This window comes from Niabella terrae (genome assembly GCF_054783135.1).
This window is the reverse complement of sequence record NZ_BAAGRD010000008.1, coordinates 102,244-126,969: the sequence shown is the minus strand read 5'-3', so window position 1 is coordinate 126,969 and position 24,726 is coordinate 102,244. Positions and strand designations below refer to the sequence as shown.

Sequence of the window (24,726 nt, the reverse complement as noted above, 5' to 3'; positions counted from 1 at the left end):
TGGTTTCCAGCTTATATCCCCTTATTTTTTATCCGGGCCGCAAATCCGCCGTTCCTGCCATTTTACTTCGATGCAATCCTGGCATTTCATCGTTCTCATAACGAAACGAAAACCCATCGTCCGGCGCGGCGGATTGGTCAACGCCGAGAACACCCCCTCCGGCTCCCGGTATAATCGGTCTTTTCGAACAATGGATCCGGATGGATGTTTTGAATTATACCTTACATCAATGTTTGAAAACGCATTGCCCGGACAATGGCAAATACATCTGACGCCGGCCGCAATTACCTCAACCGCTATCACGGATATCCGGAAAATTCTTTGCACAATGTCTGAAAAATTCGTCTCCCGCTAAATATCAAAAAAGCTTGTTAATTTCCGTAGACGTAGACCTCCGCAATACTTGTAAACGGATCGCGGTTACTGTTCGGCAGATAAATCTTCAAATACCTGCCGCTACTGCCAGGCGTTGCGGTCAACGATAACAAATCTCCGGACACAAAATCTCCTTCCGCAGCAAGTGTCCATGTCCCATTGGGATCAGCAGTTGTTCCTGCAAATATCTGTACGGTTTTGGAGTCGCCATTTCCTCTTCTTCGGTAAATATCAAAAGCACCAAGATTCTTAGTTGTTTTCATGTCTATGATCGCCCAGTGAGGCAGCGGCGCATTGTCGGGATCCCACTGCGAATGCCAGTAAGAACCTAGATCTCCATCGATAAGTGTTGTCTTACCACCCCCGTCGCTGGCAGTTTCATCTGAAACAGCAATCACTTCCCAATCGGACCGATCGTATAGATACAACTCCGGTATTGCCCCCTCAGCCCAGTCGGTATAAAAACTGTCGATGGCACCTTGCTGTGGGATATAATAAGAGCGGTATTGAAAAGCAGTTCCTGCTTTTGCCGGAATGACTGTGGTAAATAAACCAGAGGAATATTTTAGTTGTTGGGGCTGGCCTTCCTTATCGGTAAATTTTATTTCGTTTAAAACCATTCCTTCCTGGGCCGCAAACCATTCCAGACTGGCATTTTCTTCCGTTAATGTCACTTGTTTGAGTCTCCTGTTAATCAGCGAAGATGCATACACATCTCCATAGGCGGACCCAAACTGTGTATAGATCAAGGAGCGATTTCCAAATGCATCGATCGAACTAATATCGAAAGTGTAGGACTTTTCAACAAGATCATTCAGATACACTTCCATACTATCGCGTCCTGCTCCGAAACTAACCGGTATGGTCATCGAATCAGCCCCGCTATTCCAACGGACTACGACTTCTTTTACATTGACGCCGTTCTCGATCCAAAGTTTCATTTTCAATCGCTCCTTACCGGAATAGAACACGATCGAATCAGGTTTTACCGCATAAACGATCTCGCCATCTTCGATATATTTCTTATGCACATCTGTAAATTTATCACAGGAGACGATACCCATCAATACTGCGAAACAGGTGATATAAGTAATAAATTTCATACGAGTTTTTTTAAATCTCATTATCCGTTAATAATGCTAAATTTTATCTCCATCCTCACATGGGTTGGCCATATACATCAACTTCAGCCGGGTGGGTGAAAGTAGTATTGCCCCAGGTTGACAGCACAACGATTCTTATATACCGAATAGGTTCCTGTGACAGATCGAAAGAAAACTCATGTCCGTTTATCGCCGCACGCAAATCGTCATCGGTCACCGTTCCGGAGGTCCCTCCCGACGGCTTTATAATTTCTGTACTCATGATCTTTGTCCATTCGCTCCAGTCTCCGCTTTGCGAGGGCGCGTCACGCCGGACATACAGATCAAATTTTCTGGGGTTGCCCCAATTGTAATAACTACTGCTGAAGTTCCGCTGAAATAGCACAATCCGGCTGACTTTAGCAAGCGTTCCCAGATCAATCGTAAAAGGTGCCGGCAGTGAAGAAGAAGGTGAATGTCCGAAGGAGGTCACGTCATCATCGATAATTTTAGCGTCTGACCCTTCGAAGTTGGTAAAATTCTGATCGTTTGCCAACCGCATGATGCTCATTTTATTCTTCGGCAGCCGCGTTTCGAAGATCGGTGTTACGAATCGACCCTGAGGAAATACCGTATCGGAACGATTACCATAATTATCTTTGATAACAACACCGAAAACCCGGGGCTCCGGAGCATAACCCCTTAAAGACAAGGATGTCGTATCCAGTTGCGAATTGATGATCCGGACCAGCTCCATTCTGCCCAGTGAGTCGGGTGTGTAAAACTCAAACATCAGCGGCATTTTATACTGGTTAATCCAGCTATATCTGACCCCACCGAAATCCTCCTGAATAAACATGGTTTTGGTTGTCAGACTCAGCGCTGATTCAAGAGGATTTACGGTGCAGGTTACCGGATCTGAAGCTTCCTGCGCCCGGTTGAGCGTATAAAGTTGTACATCTCTGGGACCGGTACTGTTAAACCCCCTGACGGTGAGCTTATTATCATAAACGGAAGCGACCGCTTCCTGTTGGGTGCCGTTATCTGTTGTATATACCGCTTTGATACTGATAATATCCTCCTGCTGCGGAATTTTATAATAAATAACACCGCCACCCGGTATATTTTCGACAGTTACATCGGTTACAGGCATGGGTTTTCCTGAACTCTCGGATATGGGTTCATTCACTTTCTTGGTGCAGCGGCAAAAAAGGCAACCCACAACAATTAACAGTACATAAATTCTAGACATGGGAAACTTTTTAAAATTACCATCCAGGGTTCTGGATGAGTAATGGATTTTTAATCATTTCTGACTGGGGAATAGGCGCCAAATAATCCCTGTAAGTAAACTGTTGCAGGTAGACATTCGTTACGGTATAATACTCTTCTGCCTCCGCGCCGTTTACATTCCAGCCCTGAACCGGCCGATTCCTTTCTTCCAGGGCGGTCTTCCATCGGTTACTGTCCCAGAAAGACACACTTTCGCAGGCCAGTTCTATCTTTCGCTCCATTCGGATAATCTCCCGCATTCCCTCCTTGGTCAGGGGCTTGGTGGGCTGATTCGAATAAGCGCTCCAGCTATCCACTACGCCCGGCAGGCCTGCCCGGGCACGCACTGAATCAACATACTGATACACTTCCGGATCCGGAGCGCTCTTGGCCTCATTCAAAGCCTCGGCACACAAAAGCATTAGATCTGCAAATCGCATATCAGGGTAGGGGTAGACTTCCTCAGATACGGCATTGGCGTCCCGCCAGGTGGTATTCATGGCGACCAGTTTCTTTGGCCAGTAGCCGGTAGCATTATATTCTCCGGGGTTGAAAACGGAAGAATACTCTCCGAATCGGTTTCTGGGAAATGGCGTTTCATCCTCATTATAACTTCTATAAAAGTTACCATACCAGCGACCCCGGTCAAATCCAAGCGTCGCATAGAATCTGGGCTCCCGGTCGAAATTCAGGGCTGCGGTCTTCTCTCCTTCTGCAATCAGTAAATTATGTGCGGCGTCGCCTACACGAATATTATACCTTTCTGCATACGGGTAAGTTACATCTTCACTTATGGGAACCCCATGATTGGAATAGAATAGTTCAACAGTTGACAATGGCGCGCTCATCGTTCCGGTCATACCCGAAGGCGTTGACGTCGCCGCCTCAAGCCTGGGAATACAGGTAATCTGAAAGTTCCAGTTTGCCGGATAGGATGAGTTACCCCAGATAATTTCCGGATTCCAGCGCTGGGAAACAGCACTGCGGAGGGTATTGATCAGCAGGGTCGTGTCAGAGATCTGTTTGGCATTCACCGCCTGATAATCCGCCGGCTGGTACAGGCGGATCCCTGCAGTATGGCATACCTCGATAGCCCGCTTACAGGCGACGGCAGCGCTATCCCATCTGGTTTTGTCGAATTGCTGGTTGAAAAAGGGTTCTCCCTTTTCGTTGAGAAAATCGCTGTAGTCTGTATTTCCATTAAACAGCGGACTGGCCCAATACATCAGTACTTTTGCCTTCAGCGCATAGGCTGCCGGTTTTGTGAAACGTCCCAGTTCGGTGTTCCGATTTTCAATGATCAACGGCAGCGCATCAGACAGGATCACTTCATTGAGCAACTCCAGTACATAGGCAAAACAGTCGTCCACTTTTTCGCGGTATACCCGAATGTCTGAACTGGATTCATTTACAGGGGTATTTTCGCGCAGGGGCGTAATCGGTCCATAATATTGAATCAGGTAGAAATTCAGATAGGCTTTTATCAGCTTTACTTCCGCCTTCATCCGTTCTTTCTCATACCGGTTGACATCCTGCACGCCCTCAATGCGTTCCAGAAACACATTACAGTCGCGCATACCGGCATATAAGGACCGAACCAGGTCATTATTATTACTCCAGTAATTAATCAGCGACCTTGCGGCACTATTCTCGCTCAATGCAACCTGCATTCCGGCCTGAGTTCTATGGTCCCGGTTAAAGATTAACTCCATGGAACCCAGCAAAGCGGGATTCTCATTCCAGCCTGCCGATTTAGGTATGCCCCAGTAACAGGTAGCCAGAAACTTCATCGCATTATACCTATCAGAAAAAGCATCGTCAATGGTGGGAATATTATCCGGAACCACGTCCAGGTACTTTTTGCAGGAATATATCTGTGCCAATAACAACAAAAGCGTCAACGTTATTACAAATTTATTTCTCATCACAAATGATTTAAAGGCTAACGTTAATACCAACATTAAAAACTTTCTGTAGCGGATAGTCAAAGCCCGAACCTGCCATCTCCGGATCCCAGTGTTTGAAAGCACTCCAGTAGAAAAGGTTAGATCCACTGAAGTAAATCCTTAAATTGGATATATTATAACGATCCAGCAGCGAGGCCGGCAGGCTATAACCCACGTCCAGAGATTTTAGGCGCAGAAAACTACCATTCTGCATAAACCAGGTACTTAACTGCCGGTTGTTATCGATGTTATAATTTGCCAGTCTGGGCCAGAATGCATAGGGGTTGGGGTTGGTTTCCGACCAATAATCATCTGCGATCGCTTTCATTACCGCGTTTTGGCCAACGCGCCCGTCGCCGCCGTCGCCGTCAATAAACGGTGTCACGTTATTCAGGTTCATCCAGAATGATTCCCGGCCCAGGCCCTGGAAGAAGAAATTAAAATCAAATTGTTTGTATGTCACCGAAAGTCCGAAGCCATAGATTATTTCAGGCGTCGTTGGGTGGCCGATCGGAACAAAATCCAGGTTGTCAATTTTCCCATCCTTGTTGATGTCCCGGTATTTGATATCGCCACCGGTATACGCGCCGAATTCCTGCCTGGGTGAATTTTTTACTTCTGCCGAATCTATAAAGAGGCGTTCGGCAACCAATCCCCAGTTCTGACCCAGATTTGTTCCGATTCTGGAAAGCCAGTAGTTGCTGCCATAATCCGGCTCTTCCCATTTAATGACTTTGCTGGTGCTGTAGGTAAATGTTCCCCGGCCGGTAATAAACAACCCGTTGCCAAAACTCTTGTCGTAATTGAGCTCAATGTCGATACCCTTTCCTTCCGCTTCGCCTACATTGGCTTTGACGGAAGGCAGGATGCCCGCCGTAGCCGGCATGATGCGGTCCTGCAGGATATTCTTCCTCCGCTCCCTGTACACCTCAATAATCGAGGAAAGGCCGTTTTTCATGTTAACCTCCAGTCCGATATTGGTCTTATAAGAGCGTTCCCAACCCACCTGGTCATTGGCATAACGGCTGATATTGATACCCCCGGGATTTTCGTTCATGTTCACACCCCAGTTCACACTCCGGTTAGCATTTAAATTGACTTCGGACAGATAAAAAAACCGCTCGGCAGCACTGCCAATGGCTTCGTTTCCGGCGATCCCATAGGACCCCCTCAACTTAATCATCCGAAATGTATTTTTCAGGGATGCGAAGAACGGTTCATTCGACAATATCCAGCCGGCACCCACCGTGGGGAAAAAGCCCCAGCGATTATTCATCGCAAATCGTTCCGAAGCGTTATACCCGAAGGCAAATTCTGCCAGATAGCGATCGTCATAGTTATAGGAGCCACGACCGGAAAAACTTACGTTTCTTGTGGGAAGTGATAATTGAATTGACCCGGGTGCACCCTGCCGAAACTGCCGGGCGGTGAATACCAGCAGTCCATCCACGGTATTTTTGCCAAAATTATTATTGTATTGTGTTGCCCCTTCGAAGTAAAAGGAGTTTTCAATGTTGCGACTTGTATTATTGACGTCGTAGTCCAGCGTTTCTCTTCCCTGAGCCGGGTTGAGTCGCACCAGGCGATAGGAATCGTTCATCAAATTAAATGAGGAAATGCTGTAATAAAAAGGCACATAGGCCCTTGAAATACTGTATTCCGAACGGCGGTCGAAATTCAGAAGTGCCCGGGCGGTCAACCCTTTTACAAATTGTCCCAGGTTCTGCTTCAGTTCAATAGTCGTCAGCATATTGTTCCGGCTGTATTCCCGGTAACCCCGTAAGGCTTCTGCATAAGGATTCAGATAATTGCCGGTTTCAAAATTTCCAAACAGGATATGTTTGGCATAGGAAAAGGCAGAATCGGGCTCATAATAGGGCCTGAACCGGACCGGGTTGGCTTGCATTACTTTACGGTACATCGCAGATCCTCCATCGATAGGTCCGGTGTAATCATCAAAATTGGCCACAAACCGGGTTGACAGTTCTGTAGTTTTTGTAAGGTTTATATTTACATTGGACCTGATTGAATATTTATAGAGGTCGATATTTGAATTAAAATCATTCCTTCGATCGACTTTCAGATTGCCTTTGTCCCGTGTAATATTGGCGGCAACATAATAGCGGGCGACATTTCCGCCTCCGGTAAAACTGAGATTCAACCGGTTATTTACAGTCACATCCTTGAACATAGCCTCCTGCCAGTCGGTTGCCGGAAAAATATCTTTGTGTTCCCCCATTTCAGTAAACGTTATCTGTTCGTCGGTATACAATACCAGGCCATTCGGATCTCTGGTTTTGACCGCTTCATTATGCATTCGCATATAGGTAACCGGTCCCGCCAATGCTATTTTTTTGGTGGGGGAGGAATAAGAATTCTCAAATCGGAAATCAAACTTCATTTTCCCGTTCTTACCCTCTTTGGTAGTTACGAGAATCACTCCATTTGCCCCCCTCGCCCCATATAAGGCGGTCGCCATCGCATCTTTCATGATCGAGAAGCTGGCAATATCATCGGGGTTGAGACGGGCCAGATCGTTGGGTGTCAGTTCGATGCCGTCAATCAGTATTAAAGGATCTTTCTTGGCAGATGCGCCAAAGGAAGTAATGCCCCGGATGAAAAAGCTGGCATTATCCTGCCCGGGTTCCGCACTCCGCTGGTAAGCAATCATCCCCGCCAGCCTTCCTGCCATGGAATTGGTAAGATTACTACTCGGCATCCGAAGTTCCGAAGCTTTGATTGACGTAATGGAGGCAATCATACTGGACTTCTTTTGTTTGGAATAAGCCACCACTGCCACTTCATTCATACTGCCTTCCTCCGCGTCCATGATAATATTCAGTACACGGTTATCCGTTATAAAAACCACCTGCGTCTTATAGCCAACATAAGAAACTTCCAGACTGTCATAAAGGTTCGCCTGAATGGTAAACTCTCCTTTCTCATTTGAAAACGTTCCGTTATTGGTGCCTTTTACAAAAACGGATACATTACGCATCAAGCCTCCTGCGCGATCCGTTATCGTTCCCTTCACTTCTATCGGAGGACGTACCCGGTTGATAGACTCGCGGGGAAGGTCCGTGCGGAGGATAATAAAAAGGTTGTCATCCAGCTTTTCATAATACAAATGTGTATTCAGAAAAATCTGTTCCATCACATAATCTATCGTCGCGTTTTTGGCCAACAAATCTATTTTATACTCTTTTGGAAGTACACCGGACTGGTACACAAAAGAATAACGGCTGTCCTCCTGCAGCGTTTTTAATATCGTTTCTATCGATGCGCCTTTTATGTCCAGATTTATCCGCTGACCGGACAGGTCATTTGCCCATAATGAGGTGCATACAAGTAATAGCAGGATCAGGGTCAGCTTCATTAAAAGAAGAAATTTAAGTACCCGATGGTAGGCATGACGATGCAATTTTTTCATATTTTTAATATTCAAATGAAAAGCAATCAAAAAATCGTGGTTAATTTTCGTTTGTTCCCTCAGGGAAGCCCCGCAGCTTCCCTGATTTTAATAGCCATTAGGGTTCATATATTATTACTGTTATGGTTTAATAATGATCTCGCTGTTCTTAATCTGATAGTTGATGTTACCGGCCCTTTTAAGAGATTCCAGGACTTTCTCTACCGTCTGGTCATCATAAAAACCGGTAAACCTCCTATTTTTAAACTGGTCGTCTCCGCCGACCGCCACCCTCATGTCGTACCACCTGGATAAAATTTCTGCAATTTCCCCCAGCGGGGTATCAATAAACACCAACCTGTTTTGGGTCCATTGGGCCTCCGGCGGTATTGAGTCTGTTTTATTTTTTATCCTTTGCCAGACCACTTCCTCCTGTTGATCACCGGCAGGGCGCGCATCGGCAGGGGTCGTCCTTTTCTTTATTATAAGCTTCTCATCTGCATTCAGGTGATAGATACCGGAGTCCCTGCCTTTATGCACCTGAACTTCAAGATGCCCGCGTACAAGCGTCGTAACGATATCTTTCTCTTTAGGGTAGGAGCGTACATTGAATGCTGTACCCAACACCTTAATATCCACTTGGGAAGCATGAATGATAAATGGTCGTTCAGGATCTTTGACTACATCGAAATAGGCTTCACCGGTCAGTACCAATTCCCGGTGTTGCTTACCAAAACCTTTTTTATATGACAGCCGGCTGTCACTGTTGATCCATACACGAGAGCCGTCAGGTAAAAGAATAGAACTTTTGGATCCCTTTTTTGTCGCGATAACACCGCTCTCCTGAAGCAGCGGCTTTTCAGGCATTACTATCCGGTACATTATTACCGTCGAAGCTACTGCCAAGGCCACTGCCGCCGCCCACCAGAATTTGCGTGCACGACTGCGCTTACGGGTATGCAGGGGTAGATAACCGGGAGGTATCTGATCCATCAATCTTTGTACCTGTATCCAGTCCTGTTCCTTTTTCAATTCATCCTCAGGGGAGTTGCGTTGCCGCAATTGCATGTCCATTAGTTTCGAAACTTGCCGGCTGAGCAATTCAAGTGATTCGTCCGTATTCAGCATATCAGCCAGCTCACGCCTTTCCTGAAGGGTAAAATTTCCTGATAGCTTTTTGGCCAACAACTCGATTAACCGGTCCTTTCCCATATAATTGACAAGCTGTATTCTAATGACAATAAAAACGCCTTAACTACGTATCGGGTTTTCAATTATTTTTTACACTTTTCTTTTCAGTCGGGGAATTTCAGAAGAAAGGTCCTCTGCTTTCTGCAACAAAGCCGCAATTTTGCGCACGGCGTGATAGACCTGTGTTTCAACCGTTCGAACTGAAATATTCAGGATCTGAGCTATTTCCATGCAGCTTAGCCTCTTTTCCTTGATCATATAAAACACCAATTTGGTTTTGGGCGGCAATAATGCAATTGCGGACTCAATCTGCTGAACAGTTTCTTTGCTAATTAATTGGTTTTCAGGAGAGGTGTATGCGTATACAAAATGATCTTCCAGTTTGTCTATATCAATATTGTTTCTGGTTGATCTGGCTTTCAGGCAATTCAATGAAGCATACTTCGTAGCGGTATACAGATAGGCTGAGAGGTTTTTGATATTGCTCATGTTTTTCCGGTTTTCCCATAAACGCACAAATACATCTACAACAATGTCTTCAGCATCCTGTTGCAGCAATACCATTGATTTCGAAAAAGCAACCAGATCGAAATATAGGTCGTCATAGACCGCCTTAAAAGACGATTCGTCATCTCTCTCCGAAATCAGGCATGACAATTCATATAGCTCTTGGCGGTTCAATCCAGTATACAAACTTTTTTCACAATCGTTGTCCGGGCGGTAGCGCATCGTTCGGGCAGATGCATGGCATACTTTTGCCGGCACATCAACAAGCTCAGGGATATTACAATAAGCGTAACAATATTAATGATTTTTATTGAATGTCTATTTTTGAAAAAAAAGAATGAGAGGATTGTCTCCTGGCCGAATCAGGTCATCGGGCCTGGCATAAAAGCGGCATCTTGTCGTTTCATCTGCCCGGCGGCATGCCGACAAAATGAATACGCGCCCTGAAAACGTCAACGCCGGACGGTAATGTCCGGCGTCGGTATGAAATTTATTCTGATGGGGAACAGGTATCACCGGCGCATCCGCAGCGAATAGCTAATCCGGATACGCTTAATATTCAACTTTGTAGTCCTTCTTTACCGGCTTTCCGCTCCAGGCTTTCCTGCTGGTCCAGTCGGCAGGAGGATCAGTCCAGAAAGGATCCGATACCGGAAGACCCAGCGTTAAAAATCCCAATGTGGCCATATAGAGGCTACCTGTAGAGGTATACACATCCGCCATCATAGGCTGGTGACCGTTAAAACCCAACACCAGCCAGCCTTCGGCATCGAAGTTCTGATTGCCCTCGAACATGTTTTTGAAGACGCTGGTAAGCGCACAGCGCACCTGGGCGGGCTTTACCCATTCAGGTAGTTTATGCAGCAGCGCTGTTTGAGCCAGCGCCTGAAAGGCGGCAGTACGATAGGTCACTGATCGGCCAAAAGCGGGATAAGTTCCGTCAGGCGCAATAATTCTTTCCAGGAATTCCGAGTAGCGGACCATTCTTTGTAAAGCCTGATCGTATGCCTGCTTGACCTGATAGCTTTTCTGAGGATGTGTTCCCGCAGGTTTGACTTGAAGCGAAGCGAGCAAATCGACCAGCATGGGATGAATGACATAGGAATTGTAATAATCCATACTGAACAAATCTCCGTCTTTATACCAGCTGTCGCCGGCATACCATTCCTGCATTTTGTTCAGCGCATAATCGATTCTGACCGGGTCAAACACTTCCCCCTGCAGCCGGATAAAGCCTTCGCTGATGGCAGCAAAAAGCAGCCAGTTATTATACGCCCCACTGCGGTCCCTCAGGGATTTGAAATTATCAATATAACGTTGTTTGGTTACAGCATCCAGGGGTTCCCAAAGCGCCCTGGGCGCCCGCATAAATGCTTCTGCCAGATAAGCCGCGTCAACAATGGGCTGAGCAGGCCCTTTAAAATTAAGGCAATCGGGACTGGCCGGATCCGCTGCATTCGTGAGGCCTTGTTTGAGCAGCGCTTTGTATTTTTTACGCAGCAGCCCTTCGGAGGTATTATCATCCGGCAGCTCAAGCCAGGGAGCAATTCCTGCCAGGCAGCGCCCTACGGCTTCCAGATAAGTGACCTGTTTTAATCCCAGCCCATAGCCGGGGCCTTTCTCCAGCGGCATATTTTTTTTTAAACTGCCTTGAGCCAGGTTTTCCACAACGGGCCAGGCGATTTTATGCAGGAGCGTCACCCAGACTTGCCGGTCTGCGGCACCGGAGCCTACTGCTGGATGAATGGCTTTTTTGGATTTGGTAATATGGCCCTGGGCCTTTGCCGGGATGCCCGCCAGCAGGAAGAAAAAGAATACGGCTGTCAAAAACTTCAATAATCTCATAATGCTATATTTTTTAAATGATGTTGAATCTTATCTTTTAGATCCCCACTGCGGACCGCTCTTCGGTTGGTCTACGGGCTGGAGCTGAACCTTAAGGTCTGCCGGATCCGTATACAGCGTCACCCGATCACCCGGTTTCATGCGTATGCGATAGGTGCCTTTCTTCCATTGTTCTATTGCTACCTGGCTACCCTTCTGATGCAGGACCCCCTGTAAGGAGGCTTGGAGGAGCAGCGCTCCGCCTTTTGGGCTTTCGATCCGTAACCACCGGGTCCTTCCCTGCGCTCTTACAGCACTTATTAAAAAGGCACCCTGAGCCCGCAGCTGTGAAAAAGAAAGATTCTGCCAGCTTTCGGGGACCGCCCCGAACACCTTAACAATGCCGGCATCACTTTGCAACAACAGGGTCTGGATGGTGGCTGCCGCCGCCAGTGGTGTTTCGATTACCGGTCCCGATTCCATGTACATGGTATGGGGTTTAACGTAGCGATCAAAAAGCTGGTTCAGGTAATCCAGTGCCTGGTTCCCGCGCCCCATCAGCGCATAGATTGCGGCACCGCCCGTGAAGGAATAGCCCTGCAGCGCCCCGGTAAAGCTATGCCAGTGTTCCAGTGATTTTTGTATGAGCGGCCTGTTTTCAGGCTGATCCCAGGTCATCAAATGCAGCGGGTAAATCATCAGCAGATGGGAGTAGTGCCGGTGGGATTGACTCAATCCGATATCGCGACCGATGCGTAGCCCGTTTTCATCCTGCGGGTAGGGGGTCAGGTTTTCCAATACATCTTTCCACACCGGCGCCAGGCTGTCTGCGGGACTCAGCTCCAACAGTGTCCGGCATCCCCACCGCAACAGGGACAAATCATAATTGCAGTCGCGGGTGATGCCGTCAGGATACTCGGGGGAATAAGTCGGCGGCAAATGCCAGTGGCCATCAGCTTCCTTGTAGATGATGTCCAGGTAATAATTGATGCTGCCGCGTAACAGTGGAATCAGTGATTGCCGGATGCTGTCCTCCATGCTATAGCGGTACTGCAACCAGTAATAATACAAACACCAGGTCAGGTTCCCCAATTCCAGATCGGCAGCAGCTGCCATAGGGTCCCGGTCGCGGAAGACCCTGACGGGATGGTACAGATCCCGACCGGTGAATCTGCCCAGTGCCAGGGCATTGTGACGGTAAGCTTCCGGCACATTGCGTTTGAGGTTGGCTTTTCCGGCATTCAACATATTAACCAGACCCCGGGCCAGCTGCAACCGGTTGGCCGCATACAAAGGGGAGTAGCTGAGTTGCATATTCAGGTTCATCCAATAGGCAGGCCAAGGCGTCTTGTGGTACCAGGGGCCCATCAAATCCATCGGTGGGCGGCCTTCCCGGGTTGCTGATGCCATTTTATACTGCTGGATCCAATAAAAGCTTTCGGTCCGGCGATCCGGCAGGGACAGAAAACTCTGAGGGTAATAGTGATGCCACCAGCGGCGATGCCTGGCCAGCAGGCTATCGGTATGCGTTTGGGTCGCGTGCTGTAAATTTTCGCGTGCCTTATTCAGTGCAGCGCCGGTGGTTTCGTAGGCTACGGTGATATAATATTGCTTCCAGCCGTTGTCCTTTTTACTGGTCCAGGCAGTCACATACTCGCCACCCGCCAGCATCGCTTGCCGCCAGCATGTCAACCCGCCTTCCTGTTGCCGCCGCGGGAGTGGATTGGCCTGATAACCGGCCGGAACATCTGTGACATAGGAAAATAAGCTGCGCTCACTTCGGGATACCCCAGGTACAAAGTCAACTTGGCCCTGCTCCGAACCGCTGGCTTTTATACGCAATAATATAATATCTGTCTGGGAAAGGGTTTCTGATTCCCATTGAATCCGGCCTTTGTCGGTTAGAATTGTCCCTTTGGCGCACGCATTCCATAAATCAATCCTGGCGTGGTTGTTGCGCAGTTTCCCGTTAAATCGCAGGGTAAAATATCCGATAGGTAACCGGGCTTTATTATAGAGGGCCGAACCAATACCCACGCGGTGGTCGACGACATCGCTGCGTCCGATATCGATACGCAGGGTTTGGGCATCTTTCATATAGATCATGGTGCCCAGTAATCCGTTGCCGGTAAAAAGACCTGCTTCCCACTGCGAGGTCAGCGTGTCATAGACCGGATCATTTCTCTCAAGAAACCCGGTCCAGTCAATCAACTGCGTCTGAGAAAAAACCAGCCCCATCGGTAAGAAAGACAGTACTAAAAAAAAATATCTTTTCATTTCAGCCGCCACAGATTACAAAAACAGTTTTTTCCCTTTTTTCAGCCGGTCCAACCTGAGGAGCGCTTCAATAAAGTAGTAGTCGGCATACACCAAGGGAACGTCAATTTCACTGTGATGAGGAATACTGCCTACACAATGTTTGATGATAAAGTTACCATTCGAACCTCTTTGTGCTCGATATTGGTCAGATCCCAGCGACCGGAGCATACTTACCGCCGCAGCTTTGTAATGCTGAGATGGAGAACCCGAAGTGTAGGTGCTCAGTTCCAGCAAGGCGGACGCCGTAATGGCTGCTGCGGAAGCATCCCGATAGGGCTTTTCTACCTGGTTGGCATAGGAGCGCACACCCGGTGTAAAACCTGGCTGGTTGGCATTAAAGTCCCACAGGGGTATTTTATCTTCCGGCAGGGTCTTACTATTAATGAAATAATCGGCCAGCCCCTGGGCCATCTGCAGAAATCTTTTGTCACCGGTTTCCCGGTACACCATCGTGTAACCGTAAATAGCCCAGGCCTGACCGCGGGACCAGGTTGAATTATCCGCATAGCCCTGTGCGGTTTCCCGCGTCTGGACTTTGCCGGTGGTGCTGTCGTAACATACCACATGATAGGAACTGTAATCGGAACGGAAATGATGCTTCATGGTCGTTTCCGCATGACGGATGGCCACATGCCGGAAACTTGTATCTCCTGAAACTTTCGAGGCAAAAAACAGCATTTCCAGGTTCATCATATTATCGATAATCACCGGGAAATAGTACCGCCGCTCTCCATGCCAGCTTCTAAATACATTCCAGGATTTTATACATCCCGTAACCGGATTAAACCGGCTGCTCAGTGATTTTGCAGACCGGATCAGTATTTGTTTATACGCTTCATTGCCCGTAATCCGGTAAGCATTTCCGTAGCTGCAATACATCATAAAACCCAGGTCATGGTGTCCTGTAAAGGTTTTCAGACCTTCCATCTTTTCGGTCCATTTCACCGCTTCTTTTTTCAACTGCTCATCTCCGCTGTATTCATAGGCATACCAGAGACTGCCGGGAAAAAACCCGGGCGTCCAGTCATACATGGAAGTGGTAACCATCTTTCCATTCTTATCAGTGGTCCGCGGGTAAGCCCCCCGTTCCTTATTAAACTGGGGATCAGCCGCTTTCAGCATGTCTTTCAGCATCAGGCGGGCATGCGTCATATTCTCGGCAACGAAATCATCCGGGAGCCGCGCTGAACGATGGGACAAAGCACAAGAGCTGACAAGGGTAAGCAGCGCAAAAGCTGCAATGACTAATTTCTGGTACATGTGTTAATTTAAGATGAGTGAAGCCTGTTTTCGAAGCGTATCGGTCTCACAAATATGCATTTTTTTTATGGAACGATTTTTTTGACCGGCGTCGGCCTCCTTCAGGGACACACCCCGTCGGACAGCTGAAAACACTCCGGCCCTCAGACGAGCCTGTCTGAAGACCGGAGACTGTTCGCTTATTGCCAGTTGGGATTCTGGGTCAGGGTATTATTACTGAGTCCGATTTGCCCCGAAGGTAAAGGCCACAGATAATCTTTTTGCGGATCAAAACTTCTTTTATCGGCTGCCTGGATCAGTACATAGCCATTCAGCATCGTTGGTTGTGTACTTCCTCCGTAGTCCAGTCCTGCAAAATATTTACGCTCCAGCAAAGGTTTTACCAGTTCTGTTTCTGCCGTTTTCCAACGGATGAGGTCCCAATACCGGAATCCTTCATAAGCTAATTCTACGGATCGTTCCCGCCGAATCTCATCCCGCATGCTGAGACCATGGGCAGTCACAAATGCATTGGTCAGCAACGCCAGTTTGGAAACATCATTATGGGTTGCCCGTTGGCGGAGCAGATTGATGGACTTGTCCAGATCAGCATCTGTAATACCATTGTTCAGCTCAAAAGTTGCTTCGGCAAAATTCAATAACACTTCGCCATACCGGATGGCTATATAATCGAGATAAATATTCGGACTGGCAAGAAAATCTGCCTGACCGGTCCAGTATTTTTGCTGGTGATAATAATACGTGTTGCGATACTGTGGGTTGCCTCCGGCTATGGAAGCATAAGGGTCTCCCACTTTAAACAGTGTCTGAACCAGGCGGGGATCCCGGTTCTGGTAATCGGTCAGCAATCCGGTTTCTTTGCCATTGGAATCGAGGGGTGATTTTCCTGCGGGTAGTCCGTCCGAATACAGCGCGGTCAGCACAAAGGCGCGTGTGGCGGCATTGCGGCCGTCGGTCAGGTTGCCCCGCATATAACCTCCATTGTTGGCGACATTATTGGAAATATCTTTTCCATAGAGTCGAACCAGAATATTCTCCTTGTTCTTCTCATAAGTCTCGCCCGGATAACGGAACAGGTCCTGAAAACTCATAGCTCCGGTGCCGGTGAATAAACCGTGTTTGTCCTCATTCATAATCGTCTGTGCCGCATCTCTGGCAATGGTAAAATGTTTGACCGGATCCTTTGCTCCTGTGAGTTCCGGCTCGCCATGGTATTTTTCCCAGCTGCCTTCATAAAGCGCCACCCTGGATTTCAGCGCCAAGGCTGCACTTCTGGTAATCCGTCCGTACTCCCGGCCGGTAGTCCCGGCGACGCCCGGACTTGCCGGCAGCTCATCTGCCTGCGGACAAACCGAGGCGGCAAAATCCAGATCGGCATAAATATTGTCCACTACGATACGCCGGTCGGTACGGGGTGTATACAATAGGGGATCTTCCCGGCCGCTGATGGTTTTCTCGATATAGGGCACATCTCCATAAGCGCGCACCAGCCGGAAATAGGCCAGGGCCCGGAAGAACCGTGCCTGAGCGATACAATACTGCGTCATGGGCCCGTTGGGAATACTGGCTGCTTTTTCCAGAATATTGTTCGCTGCCCGGATATAAGTGTAGGCATTGTTCCAGGACGCGTCACTGGATGGCACCGTCCTGGAGCCGTCACTTATAGCGTTTAAAGAACCGCCAAAAACATCGGCAGAAAAATCACTGTTCAAATCTTCCAGCGGTGTCCCAAAGTCCGGGACGCTGGTGTAGAGATAATTGGTGCCCCTGATCAGGTCGCTGGAATCTTTCCAAAAGACCGGATCGGTAATGGTCGTCTGGTAATTCTGATCGAGCATTTTAGTGCAACCACTGATACCGGCCAGGATGAGGACTCCGGTCGAAACAATAGCTGTAAGTTGCTTAATAGTATATATATTCATTGCTGACAGTCTTTAATATGAAGGATTTATCTTTTATACTGCTTAAAAGTTAATGTTCAGGCCCGCTGCATAACTGCGCCACATGGGATATCCGAATGTGACACGGTCGGTGTTCTCGGGGTCAAAATAGTTAAACCACATGCCTGTTTTTTCCCAGAGGTCCTGCCCGGAAAAATATAGGCGGATATCACCAAGGCCCTTAATATGATGTGTATTCTTGGAGAGTGTATAGCCCAGCTGCAGGTTCTTCAGCCGGATATAACTGGCATCCTGTACCCAGTGAGAGCTCACGACATTATTTACCCGGTCGCTCATCCGGATTGCCGGAAATCTGGCATCCGGATTATCCGGGGTCCAGTAGTCCTGATGGATGGCCCAGGGCATCCGCCAACCGTCATAAAAGGCCATTGTTGCGTAAGGCTCCAGCAAAATACTCCGTTTACCGACACCATTAAACAAGACCGACAAATCGAATCCCTTCCAGTTAATGCCCGCGTTGAACCCAAAGACATACCTGGAGTTCGTGTTGCCCAGATAAACCAGGTCTCCGTGGTCCGCCGCGGTATTGATCCCTTGATTGATAAAACCATCCTCGTTGATGTCCAATAATTTAATATCGCCCACACCGGTTGCCGGTGTTCTTACTGGCACCCCGGCTAATTCATCGTCATTGTCAAAATATCCGTCTGCCTTATAACCAAATATCGCGTTGGTGGACATTCCCGGTATGGCGCTGTTGATGCCCGTATTATAGGTGACCGATCCGTCATAACGAATCACTTTGTTCCTGTCGTCACTGATATTGGCGGAAATAAAATAGCTGCCGTTTCTGAACCGGTCGTTCCAACTGACAGCAACACCCCACCCTTTTACCTGAACTGCCGCAAGATTGGCTTCATTTGGTGTTACACCCAGCAGGGAGGGAAGTTGCTGACTGACAAAAACATTATCATTTTTCTTGATGAAATAATCAAAATGCAGGTTCAGTCTTCTTTCCAGCATCTCCAGATCAAATCCCAGGTTCGCCGTGGAAATGACTTCCCAGGCCTTACTCTCTGCAGGCAGGCCACCCTGATAAAAATAGGCCGTTCTGGCATCGTTAAAAGGATAATAGCCTCTGTTCAACGGACTCTGGAAGTCGTAGTTATTGGCATTGGGGTCCGCCGTTTGTGCGCCACCCGCCGTACCATAGGACAGGGCCACTTTAAACTCATTGATCCAGGGCAGGGCATTTTTGAACCAATCCTCCTGTGCTACCCGCCAGAATACGTTACCGGCATAAAAGGTCTGAAACTTATGGCCCGGTGCCAACCGGGAGCTGCCGTCCTGGCGCAGCGTCGCTTCCGCATAATACTTATTGGCATAGTTATAAGAAAGCCGGCCGAAATAAGAGAGCCAGGTATTGACCTGTATATTATCCCCTACATTGCCTACATCCGCCGTTGCCAGGGTTGTGTAATTCAGGGTGGGAAATTCGTTCAGCAATAAAGCCCGCTGAATTGCCTGCACCCAGTCATATTTATAGGATTTGAACTCATAACCGCCCAGTAAATGGAAATTATGGTCATTTATCTTATAATCATAATCCGCCGTCGCATAAAAATTCTGTGTAACCGTATAGGGACGGGTTTTATTCAGGCTATTAATCTGGTTAATCGGCGTCCCGGCTACCGGATTCCTGTTCTCATCAATCGTGTAACGGGCTACGGTCTTGTTGAAAACCACGCGGTCGGACAATACCAGACCGGGACTGTATACCGCCTTTAAATCCAGGCCTTTGGCAATCTGCCGGGCAGAAAGGCTGAATACGCCGTTCATATTATATTTATCTTCCTGATCGTAACCGCCGTCTTTCAGAATGGGATAAGCGGTAGATATCGTTCCGATAAATGCATATTTGGAGTCATCCGTTCCCGGAGTGAATATGGGGTTGCGTGCCGCACGGATCGAATACACATTGTACATCAGCCCCTCTCCGGTCACCCCAACTGGTGGCGCATCGATATTTTCTCTGGCAAAGGAAAGTTTAGCATCCAGGCTGAATATTTTGGAGAGCTGGGTATTATAGTTGATCCTGGCGTTGAATTTACTGTACTGGTCGGGGCCGAACTTAAATACGCCCTGCTGATCCATATAACCCAGCGAAAAAAGAAAAGTGGATTTGTCGCCGCCGCCACTGGCGGAAAGATTGATATTCCGCTGGGGACTCTGCTGTCGCATTAAAATGGCTTCCATGTCATTATTGTAATAATAATCCCAGGCTTTGGAATTGGTATTCCACACTTCATTGATATTGGGATCATCCAGCCATGTCAGCTGTTCTTCAGAAAAATCCGCATTTTGATTGGCAAATGCTCTGGCGGCGTTCTGCAAAACACCCTGTTCTCTGGAACTGAGCAGCTCCGGACGGGCATAGGGCGTTCTCCAGGTATACATGCCGGTAACATCAACCTGAACCTTTTGGTTTCTGCGGCCGCCCTTGGTGGTTACCAGGATCACCCCGCCTCCGGCTTTGGCACCGTAGATAGACGCGGAAGCCGCATCTTCCAGTACAGAAATAGACTGTATATCATTGGGATTGAGGGCATTGATATCTCCTTCTATACCGTCAATAATCACCAGGGGTGCATTGCTCGCACCCAGCGAAGTTATGCCCCTGATCCGCGCGCTGATCCCTTCCCGACCCGGTTGACCATTGGTACGGGTAATTACCAATCCGGGTGCTGTTCCCTGCAATGCCGATAAAGTATTGGTGACCGGCCGGTCCTTCAGCAGTTTTTGATCGACCGAAAGCACGGCACCACCAATGTCTCTTTTGCTTTTCGTGCCGTATCCGACAACCACTACATCTTCCAGAGCCGCCGTCAGCGGCAGCAATGTTATTTGCAGGACCAGCTGATCTGTGACGGTTACCTGCTGGGCTTCAAAACCGATCATTGTTATTTCCAGAATATTTCCGTTAGCGACGTTGATGCGGAATTGTCCCTGCTGATCCGTTACTGTTCCGGTGGTACTATTTTGAATAATAACAGAGGCACCTGCCACAGGATTTCCCTGTACATCGACAACTTTACCTGATACCGGCCGGGTCTGGGCAAAAAGGATAAAAGGCAGGAGGAGCAGAAAGTTTAATAAGCAATACAACCGAAAGGTGCCTGCAAAGTGCACCGATTTCTTTACTAGCATAGTCTATGATTTTGTGTAAAATGAATGGGCCATTGCAATCGCTGGCTCATATAGCAATGGCAATATGCGCGAAGCTGACTCGGCCCAGGGCAGAAAATCTTAAATAATTGGGTAGAATATTTTTAAGCGATTATAATGCGCTCATTTACAATACAAAACTTTTGAAAACTACAGGTGGTTTTGTCAAACAGCGACCGGTCTCAGCAACTAGAAATCCGATTTATTATAAAAACAAACTCCCCAAAGGAACCGACTGCTATAAGTATATTTACATTCGAAAATGAATATAGCGAGATCTGTTATGGCTGCATATTTCCGAAGACCGCTTGCGGTTGTCTGCGGAATGTTCGGTGCCTTTTGTCTGGCAGCACAGGATTTCCCCTTTGAACATTATTTTTTGGAAGATGGTCTTCCCAGCTATAGTGTTTTATCCATTACCCAGGACAACACCGGCTTTATGTGGATCGGAACTTCTGCAGGTCTTTGCCGATTTGACGGAAAGCGCTTTAAAACCTACCGCGCCGATGCTTTTGTGGCCGGCGGATTATCCGCCAATAACATCACCTCGCTGTATACCGACTCCCATGGCCGGTTATGGGTGGGAACTATTTATACCCCCAATCTTTATGATAGCTACAACGATCGGTTTATTCCGATAAAAATCAATGGTACCGGTTTAGGAAATGTATTCTGTTTCTATGAAGACAGCCGTGGCGCTGTGTGGATCGGTACCAATACCGGACTGTATAAGATGAACCCCCGCCATCCCGGGACAACCGTTGTTTTTCCGGTTAAAGGCAATCATGAGGGGATATCGGGTCATCTCGTAAGAGCCATCAGCGAAGACAAAAGCGGGCAGATCTGGGTGGGCACCGAAAATGGGCTCACCCGCATCCGGCAACGCCATGACAGTCTTTTTCAATTTATCAGCTTCCGGCTTGATTCCACGCGCACAACGGCCATTACGGCGCTGGCCTGGGGGAGTGATGGTCAGCTATGGATCGGTACGCAGAACCGGGGTCTCTATGCCTTTCACCCGCCTTCTCAAAGGTTTACCTCCTTTTACAGCCGGCCCGCAGACCCGGCGGGGTTGATTAACAATAATATCCGCTGTATAAGTGCAGACCGGCAGCAACGTCTTTGGATTGGCACCCAGGAAGGTATCAGCCTGCTATATCCCTTAACCCGGCGTTTTGTGAACCTCTCCCATAAAGCATCTGAGGACAAAAGCCTGAGTCAGAATTCCATCTATAGCATTTATCAGGATAGAAACGGATCTGTCTGGGTCGGCACCTATTTTGGGGGGCTGAATTTTATGCCGGGATATCAAACTCCCTTCAAAAAACTACACAGTACTGACCAGGCCAACAGCGTCAGCAACAATGTGATCAGCCGCATTTTGGAGGATCGGCAACAGAATCTCTGGATCGGCACCGAGGGTGGCGGGGTAAATTTCCTGAACCGCAAGACCGGGCAATATCGCCACTACGAACATCGCACGACCGACCCCCACAGCCTGGGCTCCAACCTGGTCAAGGAGATTTTTCTGGACAGCGAAAACTTTCTCTGGGTAGGTACGCATGGGGGCGGATTAAACGTATTAGATAAAAACCGACAGATTTTTACAAAATATGTCATTGACAGCACAGATCCCCCTGCCAGCGAGATAAGTTCGATCCTGGAAGACGAAAAGGGGCAACTCTGGGTCGCCTCCCATACTGGTCTGCGGCGTTTTATAAAGGAACATGGCAAAATACGGGGTACTGGTCCTCCGCTGCCCCCGCTGCCGGTAATCCCCAGTTATTTGTACAAGGACCGCAGGGGTGGCATCTGGCTTGCGGGCGTAAACGGCCTGTACAAATATCAGGGTCACCTGTTTCTCGAAATCGACCCGAATCTGGTGGTCTATTGTTTTGCGGAGGATGCCGGGGGCGCCCTCTGGGTGGGCGGTAACGGCCTTACCCGGATTACCGGCCCCGATCTGAGCCCCCTGTCCCAACGGGCCACTATTCTGCAGGACTATAAATTCATGGGGTTGCTCGCGGAAGACTCCGGGGCATTCTGGTTGAGTTCTGACAAGGGGCTGATCCACTACCGTCCCCGAAATAACAGCCTGCATCACTATACCCAACGGGACGGTCTCACGGGCAACGGGTTTAATTATAATGCTTATTTAAAAGACAGTCAAGGACTGTTTTATTTCGGCGGTTTTAACGGCATCAGTTTTTTCGATCCTGCGGAAATTAAGGTGAACCAACGCATTCCATCATTGGTGTTTACGGGACTGAAATTACAGCACCAGGAGCTGGGTATAGGAGACAAAACAGGGATCCTGCATCAAAACCCGATATCGGTGTCAGCCATCTCGCTGCGGCACGACCAGAATATTTTTACCATTGAATTTGCGTTGCTCAATTATATCAAAAGCAGCAAACATGTATATGCTTACCGGTTAATGGGCTTCGATAAAAACTGGAACGAGACACCGCTGCCGTCCGCCACGTATACCAATTTACCACCCGGCAATTATCGTTTTCTAGTCAAGGGAGCCAACAATGACGGATTCTGGAGTATGCCGCATGAGCTCCTGATCACGGTGAGCCCACCATTTTGGCTTACCTGGTGGGCCTATGGAATTTACATGCTATTCGCGGCAGCATTGATTTTTATGATTACCCGATTTTTCTTTATGCGGGCATTGTTGAAAAAAGAAGAACAATTACATACTGCCAAACTGAACTTCTTCACGAACGTTTCCCATGAAATACGGACCCACCTGACCCTGGTAATGGCGCCGGTGGAGCGGATCCTGACAGAAGCCGGCGAAAACCGCTTTATTCAGCAACAGCTCATTCAGGTAAAACGCAATACCCACCGCCTGCTTAAACTGGTCGGCGAGTTGATGGATTTCAGAAAAGCCGAAAGTCATCATCTGGCCATTCATCCCAGGACGCAGGACCTGGTTGCGTTTCTACAGTTGATTTATGATAGTTTTCGGGAGTCGGCCCAGGCCCGGTCGATCCGGTGCACTTACCGGCATGAAAAAGAGCAGATAGCAGTGGATTTCGACGCGCAGCAGCTGGAAAAAGTTTTTTTCAACCTGCTGGCTAATGCCCTGAAATTCACACCCGAAGGGGGCCATATCGAACTTTATGCCTGCCTGCGGAACGACAAAGCGGTAGTTACGGTTACCGATAACGGTCGGGGAATCGCCCCGCCGTATATTGAAAAATTATTTACCAATTTTTTTCAGGTAGCAGATCATGGCCTCCAGAATACGGGCTATGGTATCGGTCTGGCGCTGGCAAAAAATATCGTTACCCTGCACCAGGGCCGGATCGATGTCGAAAGTACGGCAGCGACACCACAACAGGAAGGAACAACTGTTTTTACCGTAACGCTACCCCTCTCAAAACTTCCCCTGCAGGCCATTGCGGACAACTTTGGGAAAACCGTATCCGGGGACAAAAAGGCGCCGGAACTTCCGCAAATGCCGCCCGCACCGGCTATGCCGCAGGAGCAGGGAAGGGCGCAACTTCTTATTGTTGAAGACAATCCCGAAGTAGCGCAACTGCTACAGGAAGGTCTCGGGGAAACTTTTGCGGTTACCGTTACTGGTAATGGTCTGCAGGGCTGGGAGTATGCGATCAATGAACTGCCTGATTTAATCATCAGCGATGTAATGATGCCGGAAATGGATGGGTATGATTTTTGTAATAAAATCAAAACCGACCGGCGCAGCAGTCATATTCCGGTCATCCTGCTCACTGCAAAAAGTTCACAAAAAGAACAGATCAGCGGGCTGCAGCAGGGAGCAGACCTGTACCTCACCAAACCCTTCAGTATGGCGGTACTGCGCTTATCGGTGCAAAATCTGCTGGCGGCCCGAGAACGGATGCGGCAGCAATTTTCCAGAGAACTTTCCCATCTCAATATTCAATCTACCCTTGATGAACACACCCTGGAACCTCGATCGGGTGCCGGGATAGAGAAAGCTTTTCTTAGTGAGCTTTCCGCCCAGATTGACAACTGCCTGGATGATCCGGAATTCGGGGTGGATATGTTATCTAAAAAGATGGCGATGAGCACCCCTGTACTATATAAAAAAGTACGTGCCCTGACCCATATGTCGGTCAATGAATTTATCAAACGGCAACGGTTTAAAAAAGCGGCCGCCCTGATTCTCCAGAAAGATCATACCATCAATGAAGTTGCTTATATGGTCGGCTATGAGGATCGAAAATATTTTAGCCGGGAATTTAAAAAATATTACGGCATGCTTCCCCGTGAATTTGCCGAAAATCCGACGCTGCGGGACAGCCCCTGACCGCCATGATGGCCTCTTCGTCAGGGCCGGAGACCCCGTCTGGTCATTTACGAAAAAGGAATAACCGGCTATAGAACGGCTACTGATCCCGTCCAATGAACGGAAT

At 48.3% G+C, this 24,726-nt stretch carries 12 protein-coding genes; 1 reads left to right on the top strand and 11 read right to left on the bottom strand.

The features are described 5' to 3' along the window. Positions 1-371 precede the first annotated feature (371 nt). The 11 genes from ACYVI9_RS08770 to ACYVI9_RS08720 form a co-directional block, all read right to left on the bottom strand. A complete protein-coding gene (locus ACYVI9_RS08770; RefSeq protein ID WP_460763452.1) occupies positions 372-1,478 on the bottom strand; it encodes a DUF4998 domain-containing protein in 1,107 nt (368 codons plus the stop codon). Between the two features lie 55 nt (positions 1,479-1,533). Then, on the bottom strand, positions 1,534-2,709 hold the full coding sequence (locus tag ACYVI9_RS08765; protein ID WP_460763449.1) for a DUF5000 domain-containing lipoprotein: 1,176 nt from the start codon (positions 2,707-2,709) through the stop codon (positions 1,534-1,536). Between the two features lie 16 nt (positions 2,710-2,725). Then, the gene (locus ACYVI9_RS08760; protein ID WP_460763446.1) at positions 2,726-4,654 is read right to left on the bottom strand and encodes a RagB/SusD family nutrient uptake outer membrane protein; all 1,929 of its coding nucleotides are present in this window, start codon (positions 4,652-4,654) and stop codon (positions 2,726-2,728) included. 10 nt (positions 4,655-4,664) lie between these two features. Next, the gene (locus tag ACYVI9_RS08755; protein WP_460763444.1) at positions 4,665-8,105 is read right to left on the bottom strand and encodes a SusC/RagA family TonB-linked outer membrane protein; all 3,441 of its coding nucleotides are present in this window, start codon (positions 8,103-8,105) and stop codon (positions 4,665-4,667) included. Between the two features lie 120 nt (positions 8,106-8,225). After that, positions 8,226-9,269, bottom strand: coding sequence for a FecR family protein (locus ACYVI9_RS08750; RefSeq protein WP_460763441.1), 1,044 nt, complete (start codon positions 9,267-9,269; stop codon positions 8,226-8,228). A 96-nt stretch (positions 9,270-9,365) separates the two neighbouring features. Then, complete coding sequence (locus tag ACYVI9_RS08745; RefSeq protein WP_460763439.1) at positions 9,366-9,956, bottom strand: RNA polymerase sigma-70 factor; 591 nt, start codon at positions 9,954-9,956, stop codon at positions 9,366-9,368. Between the two features lie 378 nt (positions 9,957-10,334). Then, positions 10,335-11,627, bottom strand: coding sequence for a DUF2264 domain-containing protein (locus ACYVI9_RS08740; protein WP_460763437.1), 1,293 nt, complete (start codon positions 11,625-11,627; stop codon positions 10,335-10,337). A 30-nt stretch (positions 11,628-11,657) separates the two neighbouring features. Next, a complete protein-coding gene (locus tag ACYVI9_RS08735) occupies positions 11,658-13,883 on the bottom strand; it encodes a glycosyl hydrolase family 95 catalytic domain-containing protein (RefSeq protein ID WP_460763434.1) in 2,226 nt (741 codons plus the stop codon). A 15-nt stretch (positions 13,884-13,898) separates the two neighbouring features. After that, a complete protein-coding gene (locus ACYVI9_RS08730; RefSeq protein ID WP_460763432.1) occupies positions 13,899-15,185 on the bottom strand; it encodes a glycoside hydrolase family 88 protein in 1,287 nt (428 codons plus the stop codon). 179 nt (positions 15,186-15,364) lie between these two features. After that, a complete protein-coding gene (locus tag ACYVI9_RS08725; RefSeq protein ID WP_460763430.1) occupies positions 15,365-17,107 on the bottom strand; it encodes a RagB/SusD family nutrient uptake outer membrane protein in 1,743 nt (580 codons plus the stop codon). A 42-nt stretch (positions 17,108-17,149) separates the two neighbouring features. Beyond that, positions 17,150-20,293, bottom strand: a complete 3,144-nt coding sequence (locus tag ACYVI9_RS08720; protein ID WP_460763427.1) for a SusC/RagA family TonB-linked outer membrane protein — start codon at positions 20,291-20,293, stop codon at positions 17,150-17,152. Positions 20,294-20,594: 301 nt separating this feature from the next. Here ACYVI9_RS08720 and ACYVI9_RS08715 point away from each other — a divergent pair, with 301 nt between their 5' ends. Then, positions 20,595-24,620, top strand: coding sequence for a two-component regulator propeller domain-containing protein (locus ACYVI9_RS08715; RefSeq protein WP_460763425.1), 4,026 nt, complete (start codon positions 20,595-20,597; stop codon positions 24,618-24,620). Positions 24,621-24,726 lie beyond the last annotated feature (106 nt).